The sequence below is a fragment of the Photorhabdus sp. S10-54 genome, from assembly GCF_963878145.1.
GTDB lineage: Bacteria > Pseudomonadota > Gammaproteobacteria > Enterobacterales > Enterobacteriaceae > Photorhabdus > Photorhabdus kayaii.
Genome location: NZ_CAWNXG010000063.1, coordinates 1 through 18,725 on the forward strand (window position 1 = coordinate 1; position 18,725 = coordinate 18,725).

Annotated in this window: 24 protein-coding genes and 1 pseudogene; 24 read left to right on the forward strand and 1 reads right to left on the reverse strand. The window is 44.2% G+C overall.

The annotated features are described in order from the left end of the window. A pseudogene (locus AACQ83_RS24770) lies at positions 1-122 on the forward strand (IS982 family transposase); the annotation flags it as partial. A 2-nt stretch (positions 123-124) separates the two neighbouring features. Here AACQ83_RS24770 and AACQ83_RS21770 read toward each other — a convergent pair. Next, complete coding sequence (locus AACQ83_RS21770) at positions 125-577, reverse strand: beta family protein (RefSeq protein ID WP_112879579.1); 453 nt, start codon at positions 575-577, stop codon at positions 125-127. Positions 578-877: 300 nt separating this feature from the next. Between AACQ83_RS21770 and AACQ83_RS21775 the strand changes: the two genes are divergently transcribed. From AACQ83_RS21775 to AACQ83_RS21885, 23 genes are all read left to right on the forward strand, one after another. Continuing rightward, positions 878-1,195, forward strand: coding sequence for a hypothetical protein (locus AACQ83_RS21775; RefSeq protein ID WP_049582234.1), 318 nt, complete (start codon positions 878-880; stop codon positions 1,193-1,195). 78 nt (positions 1,196-1,273) lie between these two features. Then, positions 1,274-1,990, forward strand: a complete 717-nt coding sequence (locus tag AACQ83_RS21780) for a terminase small subunit (protein WP_112879580.1) — start codon at positions 1,274-1,276, stop codon at positions 1,988-1,990. An 11-nt stretch (positions 1,991-2,001) separates the two neighbouring features. Then, the gene (locus AACQ83_RS21785; protein ID WP_049582807.1) at positions 2,002-3,237 is read left to right on the forward strand and encodes a PBSX family phage terminase large subunit; all 1,236 of its coding nucleotides are present in this window, start codon (positions 2,002-2,004) and stop codon (positions 3,235-3,237) included. Continuing rightward, positions 3,237-4,994 (forward strand): DUF1073 domain-containing protein, encoded by a 1,758-nt coding sequence (locus AACQ83_RS21790; protein WP_240000890.1) that lies wholly within the window; start codon positions 3,237-3,239, stop codon positions 4,992-4,994. Before AACQ83_RS21785 ends, AACQ83_RS21790 begins: the two co-directional genes overlap by 1 nt. A 58-nt stretch (positions 4,995-5,052) precedes the next feature. Next, entirely contained in the window at positions 5,053-5,745 is a 693-nt protein-coding gene (locus AACQ83_RS21795; protein ID WP_112879594.1) for a phage head morphogenesis protein, read from the forward strand. A gap of 17 nt (positions 5,746-5,762) precedes the next feature. Then, positions 5,763-7,088, forward strand: coding sequence for a DUF2213 domain-containing protein (locus AACQ83_RS21800; RefSeq protein WP_112879581.1), 1,326 nt, complete (start codon positions 5,763-5,765; stop codon positions 7,086-7,088). 2 nt (positions 7,089-7,090) lie between these two features. Then, the gene (locus AACQ83_RS21805; RefSeq protein WP_112879582.1) at positions 7,091-7,567 is read left to right on the forward strand and encodes a structural cement protein Gp24; all 477 of its coding nucleotides are present in this window, start codon (positions 7,091-7,093) and stop codon (positions 7,565-7,567) included. After that, entirely contained in the window at positions 7,567-8,601 is a 1,035-nt protein-coding gene (locus AACQ83_RS21810) for a major capsid family protein (protein WP_112879583.1), read from the forward strand. The genes AACQ83_RS21805 and AACQ83_RS21810 overlap by 1 nt, the downstream gene beginning before the upstream one ends. Beyond that, positions 8,602-8,928 carry a hypothetical protein gene (locus AACQ83_RS21815; protein WP_049582229.1) on the forward strand — a complete coding sequence of 109 codons (327 nt, stop codon included), beginning with the start codon at positions 8,602-8,604 and terminating at the stop codon, positions 8,926-8,928. A 4-nt stretch (positions 8,929-8,932) separates the two neighbouring features. Then, a complete protein-coding gene (locus tag AACQ83_RS21820; RefSeq protein WP_112879584.1) occupies positions 8,933-9,382 on the forward strand; it encodes a DUF4054 domain-containing protein in 450 nt (149 codons plus the stop codon). After that, positions 9,382-9,840 (forward strand): hypothetical protein, encoded by a 459-nt coding sequence (locus tag AACQ83_RS21825; RefSeq protein WP_192881064.1) that lies wholly within the window; start codon positions 9,382-9,384, stop codon positions 9,838-9,840. The genes AACQ83_RS21820 and AACQ83_RS21825 overlap by 1 nt, the downstream gene beginning before the upstream one ends. Further along, a complete protein-coding gene (locus tag AACQ83_RS21830; RefSeq protein WP_112879585.1) occupies positions 9,837-10,205 on the forward strand; it encodes a hypothetical protein in 369 nt (122 codons plus the stop codon). The genes AACQ83_RS21825 and AACQ83_RS21830 overlap by 4 nt, the downstream gene beginning before the upstream one ends. A 2-nt stretch (positions 10,206-10,207) precedes the next feature. Continuing rightward, positions 10,208-10,750 (forward strand): phage neck terminator protein, encoded by a 543-nt coding sequence (locus AACQ83_RS21835; RefSeq protein ID WP_080984995.1) that lies wholly within the window; start codon positions 10,208-10,210, stop codon positions 10,748-10,750. Further along, positions 10,731-12,215: a DUF3383 domain-containing protein gene (locus tag AACQ83_RS21840; RefSeq protein WP_112879586.1), complete on the forward strand. Its 1,485-nt coding sequence runs from the start codon at positions 10,731-10,733 to the stop codon at positions 12,213-12,215. Before AACQ83_RS21835 ends, AACQ83_RS21840 begins: the two co-directional genes overlap by 20 nt. Next, complete coding sequence (locus AACQ83_RS21845) at positions 12,215-12,652, forward strand: phage tail fiber protein (protein WP_112879587.1); 438 nt, start codon at positions 12,215-12,217, stop codon at positions 12,650-12,652. The genes AACQ83_RS21840 and AACQ83_RS21845 overlap by 1 nt, the downstream gene beginning before the upstream one ends. Further along, the gene (locus tag AACQ83_RS21850; RefSeq protein ID WP_112879588.1) at positions 12,652-13,059 is read left to right on the forward strand and encodes a hypothetical protein; all 408 of its coding nucleotides are present in this window, start codon (positions 12,652-12,654) and stop codon (positions 13,057-13,059) included. The genes AACQ83_RS21845 and AACQ83_RS21850 overlap by 1 nt, the downstream gene beginning before the upstream one ends. A gap of 208 nt (positions 13,060-13,267) precedes the next feature. Continuing rightward, positions 13,268-13,936, forward strand: coding sequence for a hypothetical protein (locus AACQ83_RS24775; RefSeq protein WP_370446083.1), 669 nt, complete (start codon positions 13,268-13,270; stop codon positions 13,934-13,936). Positions 13,937-13,969: 33 nt separating this feature from the next. Next, on the forward strand, positions 13,970-15,403 hold the full coding sequence (locus tag AACQ83_RS21860) for a lytic transglycosylase domain-containing protein (protein WP_370446084.1): 1,434 nt from the start codon (positions 13,970-13,972) through the stop codon (positions 15,401-15,403). Further along, positions 15,403-16,224: a phage baseplate protein gene (locus AACQ83_RS21865; RefSeq protein WP_112879590.1), complete on the forward strand. Its 822-nt coding sequence runs from the start codon at positions 15,403-15,405 to the stop codon at positions 16,222-16,224. The genes AACQ83_RS21860 and AACQ83_RS21865 overlap by 1 nt, the downstream gene beginning before the upstream one ends. Next, positions 16,221-16,526 carry a phage baseplate plug family protein gene (locus tag AACQ83_RS21870; protein ID WP_049582220.1) on the forward strand — a complete coding sequence of 102 codons (306 nt, stop codon included), beginning with the start codon at positions 16,221-16,223 and terminating at the stop codon, positions 16,524-16,526. Before AACQ83_RS21865 ends, AACQ83_RS21870 begins: the two co-directional genes overlap by 4 nt. Beyond that, complete coding sequence (locus AACQ83_RS21875; RefSeq protein WP_112879591.1) at positions 16,523-17,407, forward strand: baseplate hub protein; 885 nt, start codon at positions 16,523-16,525, stop codon at positions 17,405-17,407. Before AACQ83_RS21870 ends, AACQ83_RS21875 begins: the two co-directional genes overlap by 4 nt. Then, the gene (locus AACQ83_RS21880) at positions 17,379-18,071 is read left to right on the forward strand and encodes a Gp138 family membrane-puncturing spike protein (RefSeq protein WP_192881065.1); all 693 of its coding nucleotides are present in this window, start codon (positions 17,379-17,381) and stop codon (positions 18,069-18,071) included. Before AACQ83_RS21875 ends, AACQ83_RS21880 begins: the two co-directional genes overlap by 29 nt. A gap of 4 nt (positions 18,072-18,075) precedes the next feature. Further along, positions 18,076-18,531 carry a hypothetical protein gene (locus tag AACQ83_RS21885; RefSeq protein WP_112879592.1) on the forward strand — a complete coding sequence of 152 codons (456 nt, stop codon included), beginning with the start codon at positions 18,076-18,078 and terminating at the stop codon, positions 18,529-18,531. Positions 18,532-18,725 lie beyond the last annotated feature (194 nt).

The following is an 18,725-nucleotide window of genomic DNA, read 5'->3' on the forward strand; positions in this document are numbered from 1 at the left end:
ACCGCAGTCAGCTCGGTTTTTTATTGGAAATCGTCGCGGGCTTAATTGCTTATACATTCCAACCTAAAAAACCGAGCTTGAATTTACGGGATTGTGATATCGCTATTTTTAAACGAAGCTGAGGTTAATCAGTAATTAGCTGAGGATTGACTAAATCAGTGGTTGTTAATCTGAAGCAAATTTCGCTCTGCACAAGGGTGCTGATAGATTGTTTATAATCAACTGATCTGGTCGGAGATGTTACCGGAATCACTCTAAACCCAGCGTTTCTTGCTTGGATTATCGCATTTTCAATTGGATATGTGTCTGTTGAAGCAATAAATTGCTCTTCGATTAAAATCCCATCTAAAAATACTATAGGAATACCATCACACCCAGAAAGAATTTTTCTCTCAAACCCATTTAACATTTCATTATATGTTTTATCTGGGATATCTGTGTCAGGGTCTATGGGAACTGGCTCAATTTCTAATAGAGGAATAATCTTTGATTTCGTAAAAGTGTCGAGTTGATTTAATGCATTAAATTCAGCTCTTTTGGTCTTTAAGATAGGGATATATGAAATTGTTTCAAGCACTGTTTATCTCCTAATTTTGATAAGGTTAAAGAATAGACAGTCTATTACCTTTCGTTAGATAACACATAGAGAGCTGGATCGTATTTTCTTAATATAGATGAAGATATGAATTAATAATCGTGATGTTATTCATGTTTCCTCACTAACATAATTTTCTAACGATAAATTCTTATTTCTGTGTCCATTCCCTGAGTAGCTACAGGAATATCCCCATGCCATCACATCTCGTGGTGGCGTTTTGTATCTATCGCATACTAGTGATAATCCTAATGTATAATCCTCCCATGCAAGGAGGAAGTGATGTTAAAAATATTCAATTGCGTAAAACTTATCGGATTGCTGATTGTTTTTATTTTACCTTGTATTGGGTACTCGGAAACCCAATACGCAGATCCTATGACAACATGTCTAAATGATTATGTTCTTCCTAAATTATCAGCAGACATACTGCCTGAGAAGTTAGTGAATGATGCTTTTATTACGTGCAAATCTCAGGTTGATGAGTGGCTTAAGCCTTTTGAGGCTATTGATAAACGTGAAGAAAATTATAAATATATGCATGATTTTTATGTTCGAATGGTAAATATCAGACGGAAAGCCGAATTAAGCAATAACTGAGTGATGATTCTTTGTTATTGAATAAATATTGCATGTTGACCACCTTTCACGGTGGTTTTTTTATTTTAAGGTAAAGAGATGGCAAAAAATACTGACTGGGAGAGAATAGAGCGTGATTACCGTTTTGGCCTTCTCTCAATCAGGGAGATTGCCAAACAACACGGTATTAGTGATGCAGCGATTCGAAAAAGAGCGAAAACTGAGGGATGGGGTCGCACTATTGTTGAAAGTACGCAGTGCGAACCTGATGCGAACCAAGCGAAAAGTCAGACAATAGGCAGTGTTAGCAATATACATGAACTTGAGAAGTTCGCAGAAAGTTCGCAGGGAACCGCAGGGATTCTAAAACCGCAATACGAACAGTTTGCTCAGAATATAGCGGCGGGTATGCCGATGAAAGAGGCGGCAATATGCGCGGGTTACTCTCCGGCTCGCGCTGATTCTCAATCATCCATATTGATGCGCAGACCTGAAATAAAAGCCCGCATTCGAGAACTGAGAAACGAAGCGGCGTTACTTGTTTCATTCAATGCTGGACATTTAGCTGAATTGTCATTTCGCGCCGGGAAAGAAGCGTTAGCAGATAAGAAATTCGGACAAGTTGCGCCGAATATTAAGAACGCTGCGCAGCTTACCGGTATCGACATGAGCAGCAATAAGGCTGAGGTCAATGTCGATCTTGCTGGACTGAGTTACGGAAAAGTCTGCATTGTGACCCCTGCGAATTGCCCGGCTGATGTGTGGGCTTCTCACATGGAGAAGCTCCGCGAGGGAAAACAGATAGCCCGGTCATAATTGATGGTGTTCTGTACGCCTTTAGTAGTGACTGGGCGACAGAGGTTTTATATGACCGTGCATTAGGTTCTGTCCGTTGGCGTTGGACGTATGGCGGGCGGGGTGGCGGTAAATCGGTAGAGATTGCTCGTGCGCTGGTATTGTTGGGCGTAATAGAACCAATGACGATTCTCTGCGCGCGCGAATTCCAAAACTCTATTAACGATTCCGTCCTTGCGCTGCTTGAGGCACAAGTTATTGATCTTGGGCTGTCCCACTTCTACAAAGTCAAGAATAACGAGATAGAAGGTCGGAATGGCACTCGTTTCACGTTTAAAGGTCTTCGAAACAATATTCAAAGCATCAAGTCGATGCATGGCATTAAGATCTGTTGGGTAGAGGAAGCTCAAACGGTATCACAAGATAGTTGGGATATCCTCGGTCCGACAGTTCGCGCCAATAAATCCGAAGTCTGGGTTTCTTTTAATCCTCGCGAGGAGGAAGACCCGACATACAAACTGATGATCCGGCATCAGGAAGATCCGCCCGATGGTGGTGTGATTATTCGAAAAGTTAACTATTGCGATAACGCTTTTTTCCCTGACGTACTCCGACAAGAGATGGAATATTGCAAACGCATCGACTATGAAGCGTATGAGCATATTTGGCTTGGATTGCCAAAAGCACTCAGTGAAGCGGTTATTTTCTCTGGCAAGTACCGGGTTGAAGCATTTTCTGATGAGCTATGGCTAGAAGCTGATCGACTTTTCTATGGGGCTGACTTTGGTTTCGCGAATGACCCGTCAACATTAATTCGCTGCTTCATTATCGGTACCAAACTATATATTGAATATGAAGCCTATGGCGTCGGAGTTGAATTGGACGAGATGCCCCAGTTCTATGACTCAATTCCAGAGGCTAGAAAGTGGCCTATTCATGGTGATTGCAGCCGACCTGAAACAATCAGTTACTTGTCGCGTCAGGGGTTCATCATTGACGGCGCTACAAAATGGCCCGGAAGTGTCGAAGACGGGATCACTTACCTTAAAGGCTTTGAAGAAATCATTATTCATGAACGCTGTAAGCACATGATTGATGAGGCAAGACTCTATTCATACAAGACCGATCGTCTGACCGGTGAAGTCCTGCCGGTGGTGCTCGACAAACATAACCATTGTTGGGATGCGGTACGTTATTCGCTGGATGGTTATATCACAGGTAAAAACAACCCACTTCGTATATCTAAAAATCTGTTGGGGCGAATTTAATGTTTTTCAGATTCAGACATAAAAAGAAAGCGGAGGCTTTGCCAGTTGAACAGGCTATTGATCAATCAGCGCCTCAGCCGATGAATATACATCCGGATACTGTCGGATCGATAACAGAGCGAAAAATAGCTCGGCCTATTGAACCGTACAGGCCCCCTCCTGGTGTTGTTCCCACTGAACAGTTGTCCGCATTAATGGCAATGGATTCTACGCCTTATGAATATGTGACGGGGACAGGTGGTATATCGGGAGATGTGGGTTTTCCCGGTTATCCTTATCTGGCCCAACTGTCACAATTACCCGAATATCGGAAAATGGTAGGCACCATTGCAGGAGAAATGACTCGTAAGTGGATAAAGCTAACATCAGTGGGGGATGATGACAAATCCGATAAAATCAAAGTGCTTAATGAGGCTATTGAAAAATTCCACGTTCGTGAACGGTTAAAAAAGGCCATTGAGCATGATGGCTTTTTTGGGCGCGGTCAGATTTATATTGACGTGCGAACATCAAAAGGTGTGCTTGCTGCAACCGATCCGGTTGAACTTGAGTCTAGATTATTTCTGTCACCTAAAAAAATCACAAAAGGAAGTCTTATTGGTTTTAACGTTATTGAACCAATATGGACATATCCGGGGATTTATAACGCTAACAACCCGTTGAGCAATGACTTCTATAAGCCGTCAAGTTGGTATGTGATGGCAAAGACTGTACATGACAGTCGTTTGATTACATTTATCACCCGGCCATTAACCGATATGCTTAAACCTGCGTATAATTTCGGCGGCTTATCACTGACTCAGATTGCAGAATCTTATGTACAAAACTGGTATAGGACACGTGATAGCGTATCTGATTTGATCCATTCATTCTCTGTGTCTGGATTTAAAACCAATCTTCAATCTACATTACAAGGACAGACGAATAGTCCCGATCAGTTAATTTATCGTGCAGAATTGTTTAATAAGATGCGTGATAACCGAGGAGTAATGATGCTGGATAATGAAGAGGAGTTTTTCCAGTTCAATACACCGCTGAGCGGCCTTGATTCACTGCAAGCCCAGTCTCAGGAACATATGAGTTCAGTCAGTAGCATACCGTTAGTTATTTTTACCGGTATCACACCGAGTGGGCTAAATGCGTCATCTGATGGGGAAATCCGTGTTTTCTATGACTTTATTGCTACCTTGCAAATGTTGGTGAAAGATGGGCTGGCACGAATGATTGATATTATTCAATTATCCGAATTTGGCGAAATTGATCCTGATATTAGCTTTACATTCGAACCGCTATATCAAATGACTGATGAACAAAAAGCCAACATACGTAAGACCGATGCAGATACTGATTCAGTATTAATTGCTGCAAATGTGATTAGTACAGATGAAGCCCGCGAACGTCTAGCCAATGATGAAAACAGCCCGTATCACTCCCTTGAGATTAATGATATCGAAAACGACAGCGAGGATGTTAAGGACTCATTTAATGATGATGACGATATCAGTAATACAGAACATAAATCAGATCATGATAGTCAAGGAATGGCAAAAGAATCCCTGAACGGTGCTCAGGTATCCAGTATCGTGGATGTAGTTACAAAATATGCGGAGGGATTACTCTCACTTGAAAGCGCCATAGCGATAGTGACTACAGCGTTTCCAATTGATGAAGATGATGCCAAAAAACTATTCACTGGAATAACGGCAGGCTCAATACATGAGGAAACCAACGAGAAACCAAGTGCTCCGGCAAATTAAACCTAATGCGGGCGTTCGGGTATGGTACAGCAGGCAGCTATATAAGCTGGTGGATGAGATGAATAACTCAGTGATTTACTGGGTATCCGCCAACTATAAGAACAGCGGTGCAGCAATGGCAATGGATGCTAGCCCGGCGATGTTGATGCGTTCAGCAATGCGAAAATTAACCCGGCGTTGGTTGAAGCAGTTTGATGCTTTAGCTGACAAACTGGCGAAAAAATTCGCGGCTTTATCAATGGATAACATGGATGCCTCGTTAATCCATGCGTTAGATGCTGCACATATTTCGATACCCTTCACGATGACGACAGAAATGAATAACGCGCTACAGGCGGTCATTGGTGAGAATGTTGGGTTGATTAAAAGTATTCCACGGCAATATTTGTCGCAAGTTGAAACGCTAGTAATGCAATCCGTAGCAAGAGGGCGTGATCTTGGAACGCTGACAAAAGCCTTGCAAGAGCGTTACGGCATGACTAAGCGCCGCGCAGCACTGATTGCTCGTGACCAGAACAATAAAGCAACTTCTGTTATGCAATCTGCCCGGCAGCGTTCAATCGGTTTTAAAACGGGTATCTGGCGGCACAGTCGTGCAGCAAAAAAATTTCGTCAATCACACTTGAAAGCGGATGGTGAAGAGTTCGATTTATCAAAAGGGCTTTATATTGACGGCAAATGGATCATGCCTGGTGAAGAAATCAATTGCGGGTGTGGTTGGCAGGTCGTCATTCCTAAACTAAGCAACTAATTAATCCGAGAAATATTATGAATCACGGTCTGGCGTTAGATCGGGCTTCTGTACGCTCATACGACAGAGACGGGCGTTTGCATGTTGTTGAAAGTCCTATCTCTAAGGCGACGGTATCATCGTATTACGGAAGAGAAATCCCGAACTGGCAAAGATTAGGACTCGATCCTAATCGTATGTACAAACTGTTGCGTGACCCTGATGAAATAAAAAAAGGGGCTGCAACCTTCAATAACCTGCCGTTATTGAAAAAACACATTCCCGTCACGGCGGCCAAACCTTCAACAGAATTGATTGTCGGTACAACGGGATCAAATTCCATGTTCGATGGTACATACCTGAAAAACAGCTTGGCAATTTGGGATGCTGAATCTATAGCGGGTATTGAATCGGATGAACAAAAAGAATTGTCAGCGGCGTATCACTACGTAGCTGATATGACCCCCGGCACGTATGACGGAATTCATCATGATGGTGTTATGCGCGATATCGTCGGGAACCATGTCGCTCTTGTTGAAGAAGGGCGAGCCGGTGCAGATGTTGTTGTCTGCGATTCCCTCCCTCTGGAGTTAAAACACATGAAGTTAAATAAAAAAATGGTGGCTGTCGCTGTACGTGCAGCGCTGGGGGCATACTTGCAGCCGAAATTAGCACAAGATGCCGCACCGAAAGAAATTGCCTCATTACTGAAAGTGGGTGATAGCGCGAAAAGTATAGCGGAAGCGGCGAAAAATAAATTCGGTACCCTTCTGGCTCAGGATATGGAAATCGACTCAGCGGAGCTTGCCTCAATCATTGAAGCTGTTGCTGATGATGCGGAGACACAGGAGCCAGCAGAGCTACCCGCGCAGGATGATGATATCTGTGCGCAAGTACTCGAACTGCTTGCGGGTAAATTGCCGGAGGAAGACCTGGAAAAAATCCGGGCGTTAATTTCAGGCACGCCTGCGCAGGACGATGATCCCGATAATAAACCAGAACCAAAGGAAGAGGATAGCGTCAGCAAGCACGCAATGGACGCTGCTATTCGTGCAGCGACTCGAAAGGCAGAAAAAGATACAGTGAATCGCATTAATGCTATTCGTATTGCTGAAACTGAGGTTAAACCCCTCATCGGTGATGTAGTAGCAATGGATTCTGCTGACGAAATTTACAAGGTTGCACTTGATGAGATGGGGGTTGATACAACCGGCGTTCATCCGTCAGCTTATCGTTCTTTAGTGAAAATGCAGATCAGTATAGCCGAGTCAGCAAAACCTAAAGCCCGCTTGGCAATGGATTCTGCGGCTATAGATTCTTTTGAAAAACGTTTTCCCACCGCATCTAAATTAGTGAGGGTTTAACTATGGGTTTTCCGAACAAAATTAATCACTATCCAGCCCCCGGTATTGAGGGAGCATTTGCCAGTACTAACCCTAACGCCATTTTGCTTGCAGGGGAAGGCGCATTGATTGCGGGTAAGGAAGGTGTGACTGTTGGGCGCTTTGCGTGGGTGATTGATGGTGTCGTCTCGAACAAGGGAGCGGGTGCTCCGTCTGGTTTTGTGGGGCGTGACGGACAAGCATCTATCACTCTTTGGCTGGGTGAAGCATCTATGCTGATCCAACCCGGACGTGAAGTCACTTTATTTACTGCGGGTGATTTTACGGTACGAACAAGTATGCCCGCAAAAGTTGGGGATAAGATTTACGCATCCTTAAAAACGGGTGAGGTACAGACCGCCGCAGCGGGAAAAACTATCACTGATTTTATCGAAACCAAATTCGTTGCCGGTACCGCTGCTGGTGCGGGTGAATTAGTCAAAATGGGGGCCTGGAGCTAATGAAACGACACGCAGATTTTCAATATATTGAAGGGGAATACGGCATTGTAGTACCACAGGCCGTCGATTACTTAAATCCCCAATATGCTAATAACTATACAGTAGCTATGGATGCACAGCCTGCTATGGTGACCGTGAGTAACGCCGGGGTTCCTGCGTATTTGACTAACTATCTCGATCCTGAGTTGGTTCGTGTGTTGGTCACGCCGATGAGAGCGGCTGAAATTATCGGTGAAAATAAAAAAGGTGACTGGACAACGCTGACAACCCAGTTCCCAGTTGAAGAATCAACAGGTGAAGTGAGCTCATACGGTGATCACAGCAATAATGGCATGTCAGACGCTAACGTGAACTGGGTGGAACGCCAGAGCTATCATTTCCAAACATTTACTGTCTGGGGGGAGCGTGAGCTGGATATGTACGGTACGGCCCGTATCAATCGAGCGGCGCAACTTAATACCGCAAGCGCATTAACCCTAAACAAGTTTATGAATAAGTCTTATTTCTATGGTATTGCGGGACTTAAAAACTATGGACTGTTGAATGATCCTGGGTTAAGTGCGCCGGTAATACCGGCGGCAAACGGAAAATCCAATGGTACAACGTGGGAAACCAAAGACGGGCAGGCAATTTATGACGATATTTCCCAACGTCTATTCAAACAGCTTACAAAACAGACAGAAGGGCTGGTGGAGCGAACAGATCCATTGAAACTTTGTATGTCGCCAACAGCGGAAGTCAATCTGACAAAAACCAACCAATACAACGTTAATGTTACCGATCAGTTGAAAAAGAATTTTCCGAATCTGACGATTGAAACGGCGGTTGAATACAGTACAGAAGCAGGGGAGCTGGTTCAATTGATTGCCGATACGCTTGATGGTGAAAAAACGGCTTATGCCTCATTTACTGAAAAAATGCGGGCACACGCGGTTGTTGTGAGTTCATCCAGTTTTAAACAAAAGAAATCAGCCGGTACGTGGGGGGCGATTATTCGTTATCCACACGCTATTGCACAAATGTTGGGGGTTTAAATGGCGACAGTCATTGTGGGGTGTAAATTGCCCCACGGGTTAACGATTGAAATTGATGAGAATCGCGTGACGCTAAACGGGATAAATTCATCAACAATTATTGGTGGTTATGGATTGACATATGATGTTGATAAAGCATTTTTTGACAAATATCTGGAACTCCATGCCGATACGAAATTAGTCAAAAATGGGCTTATTTTTGCTCAGGAAAAGCTCAAAGAGGCCCGGACGGAAGCTGAGGAAAAAGCCGAGTTAAAGAACGGGTTGGAGCCTATCGACCCCAAAAAACCGGGTAAGAATATCGAGCAGCGAAAAGAAGAGGATTAAGCTAATGGGCTTTGTTGTTGTTTTTGATGTCGTGAAGTTTCGCATTCGTTACCCAGAGTTTTCTTCTGTCAGTGATGTTCTGCTGGATACCTATTTTACTGAAGCAACACTCTATCTTAACAATACGGCCCAAAGCCCAGTTAGTGATCTTGAGCAACGAGCAATGTTACTGAATATGCTTGTTGCTCATATTGCTGAACTTAATCGTTTATCTGCTAGCGGAACAGCGGCCAATCCGCTCGTGGGGCGGGTTAGCAGCGCAAGCGAGGGATCTGTTTCCGTTTCGGCTGATATGGGTGCTGTGAGTGAACGTGCTGCTTGGTTCTTGCAGACAAAATATGGGGCTATGTACTGGCAGGCAACAGCGCAATATAGAACTATGCGTTACATCCCCGGTAGCTCTCCCTCTCACTATCCGTCATATTACTATCCACGGACTCAATGGAGGCGCTAATGTCGAGCAGTATCAAGGGGGGTGATGCAGCAAAACGCTACTTAAAGCAATTAGCTAAAAGAGTGGGTGAAGGCAAAAAATTGCGGGCTGGTTTTTTCAAAAATGTGACTTATCCCGATGGCACTTCGGTTGCAATGGTGGCAATCAGTAATGAGATTGGTGATCCGAGTCGCAACAGGCGGCCCCGCCTGTTTTTTCGTAACACTATCAACGAACATGCTAATGAATGGGGTGATACTGTCGCACAGTGTCTGAGGGATAATGATATGAGCGGAGATGTGGCATTACGAATGACCGGGGAAGTTATTAAGGGGCAAATTCAGCAATCCATTCGTTCTTTCACTTCACCGGCTAATGAAAAATCAACTATAGCTAAAAAGGGATTTGATGCGCCGTTACGTCACACAAAACATATGCTAAATAGTGTTGATTATGTGGTTGATGAGGGGAACGAATGAACCTGCACCATATTGTATCTGGTGCTGTTGGGGTTGTTAATCCTCACTCGCCTGGAGAGATATGGGTAAGTGTGGGATATGATATAGCACCCAGTGGCAAGCAAATCCCGAAATACATTACAACACCCGTTACCGCACAAATCCAGCCACTTACTTTTACTGATCTGCAACATACAAACGGTTTGAATATTCAGGGCATACTCAAAGCGGCTTATGTGAATGGCAATTTTAATGCTGTCAACCGCCCCAGGCAGCAAGGGGGTGATCTGCTGATTATTAATGGTGAAGTGTGGTTGATAGTGCAGATTTTGGAAGCGTGGCCGGATTGGTGCAAATTCGCTGTTACATTGCAGCGTGGGGAGTAATAGTGGCAACGATAAGTGTAACACAAGACGATATAACAACCGCATTACGCGGTTTTTTAATGGCCTTAATACCTAAGCGTAGCGTTATTTTGTCTCAAATAAATCGCTCACCGATGCCGGATAGTGATTTTATTGTTATGACACCATTGAACAGCACTGGTTTATCAACAAGTGTAGTGATCTATAACGCACCAGCAGCGGCAGGTATGGGGGAGAATCTAATCACTCGGACGACACGCTGGACATGTCAAATTGACTGTTACGGTCAGTTCGCTCATGAGGATGCTTACATTATTGCAACGACAGTGCGTACTGAACATGCAAGTGAGCTATTCAAGAGATCAGGTATCGATATGGTACCGCTTTATGCCAGCGATCCGATTCAGACGACGATGATTAATGGTGAACAGCAATATGAGTCGCGTTGGACATTTGAATTTACTGCTCAAATCAACCCCGTTGTGACAACAGAACAACTATTTTTCGACAGTATTACGCTGAACACTAAAACAGTGGAGTCTATTCATGGCAATTCCAATCAGTAAAGACGTGAGAATTAATCCGGGGGTGCTGTCGGCAGCGGGTAATGCTGTTGATCTCAATGGATTATTACTGACAGATAATATATATGCACCTGTTGGTGCGGTGTTGTCATTCTCGACTAAAGAAGATGTGGCGGCATATTTCGGTGGTGCATCCGAAGAATATAGCATGGCGGCTATTTATTTTTCAGGGTACAACAACTGTACAAAGACACCCGGCCAATTACTGTTTTCGCGATTTAATCGAGCGGCAGTATCGGCCTGGTTGCGCTCAGGTTCTTTTAATGGGGTAGCCATTACCGATCTGCAAAAAATGTCCGGTACGTTGAAACTCAATATCAATGGTGCAGCAATAAATGCCGCAATCAATCTTGATGGGGTTAAATCCTTTGCGGATGCAGCAAAGAGCATTGAAACAGCGATTGGTAAGGCAGTAACGGTTGTGTTCGATACCACCCGTAAAGCTTTCATCATCAATGTTTCTGGCAGCATTAAACCGGAAGATACAAATATCACTTATGGTACTGGTGATGGGGCCGAGGCTCTTAAGTTCACTGGCGCACTAGGGGCAACGGTTTCTCAGGGAGCTACAGTGTCGGCGGTTCCTGATCTATTTGCCGTGATTAAAACGCAGTCTCAGCAATGGGCCGGTTTTACGACAGTATTTGAATGTACAGATGAACAGCATCTTGCATTATCCGCATGGGCTAGTAGTCAGGCATATCGCTATTTCTATGTTGCCTGGACAACAAGCGGCACGGCAAAAGTGAAAGGCAGCCAGGAAACTATCGCCCATAAAATTATTGGTATTAATCGCTACGGGAGTGTCGTTCCTGTTTTCTGCTCTGATAATATGAAACCGGCAGCGGTATTAGGTTATGCGGCAGTGCTGGATTTTGAGCGAACGGAGGGGCGTGTTCCGTTTAAATTTAGAGAATTGAACGGCCTCAGTCCTGATGTGATCGATTCTGATGTTTATGATGCATTGATTGCTAATGGATATAACTTCTATGGCAATTATGCCGCCAATAACATCACCGAAAATTACTGGGCTGATGGCACAATAACCGGTAATTTTAAGTGGTTAGATTCCTTCTGTGGTCAAATCTGGCTGAATGCGAACTTGCAAGGCGCGGTTATTGCCTTGTTCAAATCCAACAAGACTATCCCTTATAACACGGCTGGCCGTGCGCTGGTGGAAGCCTCAATGAGTGATGTTATCCAGCGGTTTAAGTTGTGGGGCGGTATCCGATCAGGCGTAACATTATCGGCTGCCCAAAAGCTGGAAATTATTAACGCCGTGGGAACTGATGTTTCAACGTCAATAATCGCGAAGGGTTATTACTTGTATATCGGGGAAATGTCTGCCTCTATGCGTGCAAATCGCACCAGCCCAAGCTGTACACTGTGGTATTGCGACGGTGGCAGTATTCAGAAATTCGAAATGGCATCTACGGAGGTTCAATAATGTCAGACACAATCACTTCTGCTGATGCGGTAATTACCCTGACAGTTACTAATTTATATCCGTCTGGTGTGCAATTACAGGGATTTGCGGCAGATAACATTTTCGAAACTGAGGCGTTAGATTTGGCTGAAACTGTGCGTGGGGCGGACGGTAAACTGTCAGCGGGTTTTATCTACGGCAATATCAATCAGACGATCCATATTATGCCTGATTCGGAAAGTCGCACCATTTTTGATACCTGGGCGACGACATCACGTACTAGCGTCGCTGTGTTCAGATGTAATGCGACGGTTATTCTTCTGGCCATCGGGCGTAAATACACATTGGTGAACGGCGTTCTGAAGCAATGGAAAACCATGCCGGACGCAGGCAAGGTTTTACAAGCGGCACAGGCCGTCATTGAGTGGGAGTCAATAACAGGTGAGGCATATAGCTAATGGCACGTAAAGAAACCTTCATCACTATGAATGATGATAATCGCGACAAAGGAAAGCTTTTTTACATTCAGGAAATGCCTGCTTCGCAGGCTGAATGGTGGGCTATTCGTGCATTGGTGGCAATGGGGAGAGAGGGATTGGATATCCCCGATAATTTCCGGGATCTAGGCATGGCGGCATTAGCGGTGGTTGGACTGAAAGCAATTTCTCGCATTGCTCCTGATGAAGCCAGGCCATTACTTGATGAATTGATGGGTTGTGTACAGATGGTCCCGAATCCGGCAGATAAAAAAATCAAACGTGAACTGATCGACAGTGACATTGAAGAAATTGTTACCCGGCTGAAATTGCGCACAGAGGTGCTTAAATTACACGTGGATTTTTTCAAAACCGCCGACCAATCGTAATCCCACCACGCTATTCCAATATCTCAAAGCCATTCGGTATCGTCAGTTATACAAATGTCCCAGGCACAATAGCGACCGTTATCTCGTCAGGAAAAGCGACACTCCATGAGCTGGATACAGTTTATGGAGTGGAGGATCTTTGGCAGTTAATTGAGATTGTTCAGGTCGATAATCACAATGCTTACGTTTTACAGCAGGGTAAAAACTGATGGCAAACATTATAGATGAACTTGTTATAACGCTGGGACTGGACGCGGCTGAATTTAGTGCAGGTGAAGCTGCGGTGATTGCCGGGATCGGTGGTTTGGCTCAGGTGATGCAAAAACTGGTTGACTCGTTTAATGATGGCGAAAAGAAAACCAGTAAATCATTAGACAAAACCGGCAAGAAAACTGAAAAAGTGGCAAAAGAAATGGAGACGGCAGGAAAGAAAGCCGCCTCTTTCTTTTCCAGCATAAAGGGTCAAATCCTGGCTTTGGCGGGTGTTACGGTCTCACTCGGTGGACTGAAAAGTTTTGTGGCCAGCTTTACCGGCAATCTCAATCAGTTAAGTACTGCTGCTGATGCATTCGGCATGTCGGCTAAGGCGCTTGATGGCTGGACAAAAGCGGGTCAAGCATTCGGGGTGAGCGCAAATGAGATTGTCGGGGCATTTTCACGCATTAATGATGCCAAAGCCCGGTTAAAATCAGGTGTTGCGCTTGATCCGGCGCTTGAGACGCTGTTAAAAACGGCGTCACAAGCGGGTGTGGATATTGATATTGCCTCAGAAAGTACCGAATCCATCATGCGCAAGCTGACCGGTGTTTTTCCCAGGCTCAATAAAGATCAGCAGCAAGCCTATGGCGGTGAGCTTGGGTTCGGGTACGCCGCGTAACAATGGTTCTCATCCGGTCACGCACTCAAAGATGTGGATAAATTTACAGCCAATTCAGGTGTGGATGATAAATCTGTTGCCGCTGCGCGTCGTTTCCGTGAGCAGTGGACAGAGATAAGCCAGAGTTTTGAGAAAACAGGCTACATTCTGTTTAATGCCCTTTTGCCGTACATCAATCAATTCAATATCTGGCTAAAGGATTTAGCTGATTGGATGAATAAGCATCCGGAAGAGATTAAAAAAGCGGTCAGCGGTTTTCTCGATAAGATGAGCTTTATTATTTCAGTCGCTAATCAGGCTGCGGATGTGGTAGGTGGTTGGAGTAATGTCATCATTGGTCTGATTGGGTTGAAGTTTGCGGGATGGCTGTGGGGAATTTATCGCGCGGCTTCATCTATGCTGAAAATGGGGAAAGGTGGCGGCGGATTGCTAGGCAAAGGGGCTATAGGGAAAGCCGGAATATACGGCGCTATCGGGTATGCGTTATATGATCCTGTAGAGTCAGTCGCGACTTCGATTGTCGGAGAGGAGACCAAAAATACACTGGATTCGTATGGGGTTTATCTGGCAAGCGACTGGACGCCTTTTTTTAGTAAAAAAGAATATGAAGCTTATCAGGCAAAACTGGAGGGCAAAGCCTCTAAGCCAGATAAGACCGTAGTTAAAGAAGTCAAAGAGGAAGAAAAACGCAGCGAAAACGACCGTATTATTCGGGCAGAGGATGAACGACAGCAGCGGCTGGAATACAGTAATAATTGGTTAAAAACCGCGTTAGATAAGCTGACCGATTCAATTAATAAGTTAATTGATTTGTTGATCCCTCAAGCTGTGGTAGATGTATTGTCAAAGGATGACATTTCATCAAATACTACCGGCATGAAATTACTGGGTTGGCTATCACCGAAATTAGCGCAACTTGAGCAGCAGTTCGGGTTACCGGGGGGTTTATTACGTAGTGTTGCCATGACGGAATCGGGAGGTAATCAGTATGCTGTGTCCAAAGCAGGTGCCAGGGGCTTATTTCAATTTATGCCAGGTACAGCTAGAAATTTTGGGTTAAAGGATGATGACGTCTTTGATCCGGTGAAATCTTCGGAGGCTGCGGCAAAATATTTATCTCAGCTAATGAGAATGTTTGATGGCGATTTGAGTAAAGCGCTGGCGGCTTATAACTGGGGACAGGGAAATGTTCTTCGTAAAGGACTGAGTGCCGCACCAAAAGAAACCCGCGATTATATCCCAAAAGTCTTGGCGAATATGCCGCAACCTGGCGCTCATGTGGCGGCACAACGTTGTTCGAATACGGTAAATAACAACCGAACCTCCTCTGTTTCTGAGAGTTACCACATCGGAACTATTCAAGTTAGCTCTAACGCTAACAATGTAAAAGGCGTGGTTGACGATGCCCGACAGAAAATAGGTGGATCAACGCTAGCAACAAGTTATTCAACGGGGGTAACCGGATAATGGCATTTTCTCTCAATCAAACAACGGTACTTAGCGCGTTCCGTAGCGGCAATCTGCTGTCTGCTGTTAACAGTATGATATCCCCAGGGTATGGTATTTATTATGCATCCGGACAGAACGTTGGTGATAAGCCGTTTACGCCTACCTCATTCATTGCAGTAGAAGTCACACGAGAGGCATCTATCACCACTGCACCGATAGAGAAAGGTGGCTACACATCGTACAACAAAGTGCAGCGGCCCGGTGAAGTTCATGTGACATTTTCATTTGAAGGATGGACCGGCTTTTCTGGTTCTATGCCTAATCTGACAAATCTCACGTTAACGTCCCGTTCTGATGTCCTGGAGACACTGAATAAGATGGTATCCAGTGCCGAAATTTACGATATCGAAACACCCGATACCACTTACACAAGTTACGATTTGATTAAGTACGATTATCGGATAAAGCAGGATAACGGCGTCACATTGCTGATTGTGACCGCAGTTTTCCAAGCCGTACAAGACATTGCTGAAGTGACGATGAGCAGCAATGTTGCTAATAAGTCAAATACAACAAAGAATGAGACGGCTAAAGGTCCAAGCAAAAACACTGAACAAAAAACAGGTGCAACAAAACACGCTACATTATCCGATGTCAAAAAGGCCCTGACTGGATTAAAAAAATCGGTTTCTAGTGCTGCAACACAAGTTGCCGATAAAGTTTCATCCGGTTTCCAGCGTGCGACAGAAACGATTACCGGTCCGTTAAATGATTCTGTATTGAGTGCCACTAACCACCTCAATGATGCAGTAGAAGAATTATCGAGGAAATTGACGTGATTGAAATAGCGCTCAGGGCGGCCAAGGCTCAGGAGTTCACGGTGACATTGAATGAGCAGTCATGCATGATACGCCTCAATCAACGTAGCACGGGTTTATATATGGACTTAACTGTAAATGATAAACCTGTATTGCAGGGAGTTGTGTGTCTCAACTGCAATAAAATGGTTCGTTACAGTTATTTACGATTCCAGGGTGAGTTGTTTTTTGCTGATCTGGATGGTTCATCCGATCCCCTTTGGGAAGGGTTAGGGCAGCGCTACAAATTATATTACCTTTTCCCAAGAGAGGTGACTCCATGACGTACAAGCAACGCAATATCAAAGTTGAATTTCAGCTAGTTGACGGCAAGACATTTGATGATAGCGGTAACAATATACTGACTATCGAAAATGCACGCGCTTATGTCAACATAGCGGCGTGGGGCGGCATATCAGGGACACAAATAACATTACAAATCTGGGGGTTAACAACCAGTCAAATGGCAACGTTGAGCTATCGCGGGATCTGGATTGGTAGTGCAAAATTCAACTTAATGCGTGTATGGGCGGATGGTAATGCCATATTCGAGGGTTTTATCAGTGATGCTTATGCAGATTTTAATCAGTTACCTGATGCCCCCCTGACGATAACAGCCAGTGTGATGTTTGGCCTAAGAGCAAAGGAAGTTGAACCGTTCACTGCATCGGGAGATGTGGATATTGTCGATATTATTACTGCAATGGCTAAAAAAGCCGATCTAACGGTTGAAAATTATGGCGCCAAAGGTGTTATCTCAAATCCTAATTTTACTGGAAATGTTGTTAATCAAATCCAGCAAGCCGCAAATGCGTTAGATATAGATACTGACTTCGGGATTGATAAAGTGACTATTTGGCCGCATGGTCAACCGAAAGTTGAAAAATTGTTATTTACGTCTTCCAAATATGGGTTGATTGGCTATCCCATATTTACTGGCGTGGGAATAACAGCAACTACCCTTTTCAGTAATGAAATTATTTTAGGTCGTAAGATACAAATAGAAACCTCTTTACCGAACGCTAGCGGCACTTATCTGATAACAGGGGCGGAGCACTATCTCACATCCTGGCTTGATGGTGGTCAGTGGCACACATCATTTAACGGTACTCCCGTAAAAGAGGAGGGTGACAACAATGCCAAAATTGACAACAAAGCCAGCTGATTTTTGTAGTGAGGCGAATACCCTTGATTTTGTTATGAGGCAATTTCTCAGTCAGCATGTTTTTATCACTTTGGGTCTTATCATTAAATCGAATGGGAAAACCGTAGATGTCAAGCCGATGGTGCATAATATGACGGGAACCGGGAGAAAAATCGAGAATGGAATAATCTATAATGTTCCAATATTTCGCCTCCAGCGTGGTAACAGTGCTGTCATTATGAATCCAGTGATTGGTGATATTGGTCTAATTGCTATCTGTGATCGTGATATCAGTAGCGTCAGAGCAACAAAAGCACCGGCATTGCCAGGTTCAAAAAGAACACACAATTATTCAGACGCAATTTATCTGGGTGGAGTTTTAAACGCAGAACCACAACAATATGTTGAATTCGTAGATAATCAGATAAATATTGTCTCACCGAATAAAATTAACGTAGTCGCATCGACAACGGAAATTACTTCATCAAATTCAATCACAATAAACTCACCATCTATTATATTAAATGGTGCGGTTATTCAAGGTGGTGGCGGTAACGGTGGAAATGCAACATTCGGTGGAACCGTAACAGCGAAGGGTGAAATTACAGGAAATGGGATTAAACTTTCATCGCACGTTCATGGTGGTGTAGAATCTGGAGGTTCAAAAACCAACAAGCCGGAATAAAAATATGTGTAGAAATCTAACATTAAATATTATTGTTGCGGGGGCTTTGTTTGCCAGCGTGTTTAGCGCCGGGGCAGAAAACAGTGACATTTCTCGGCAGGAAAAGATTTCCGCTATGTGTATGTCCCAGTCTATATTCCAGCAGTATGCCGCGAGTGCAGGACTGAACTATATAGATCCTTCTACTCCCGCAGAAGAGGTCCTGTTACGAACAGGAAGTTACTCGACTGAAAGCCCGGTATATAAAGCTCAAAAGGAAAATGCTGTAAATCAAGGAATAAAATTGATGCTAAACGAGAAACAAGTAATGAATGTTATCCGGTATTACTATGAGAACCGTGATGAAGCAATGTTGTCTCAGGGAGAAGAGGCTTCATCCGTTTTTCAGCAGCTATGTGTCGTTAATCCAAAGCGTTATCTTCCTAGCTACAACACGTTAAAAGCGGCGGGAAAAATATAGAATCTGTTGATTTTTAAACCCCAAGCTAGGGATGGTAAACATGAAACATTTTGATACATCACAGAACAAATCATAACCACCCGCATAGCGGGTGGTTTGCTCTAGCCCTATAAGGGCATGTTACCGACTGCGCCTAAATGACGCGGCTTTCTCTTCGTTCAAGCTAAGTGTCTTTGCTGCTTTGGCTTACCCCT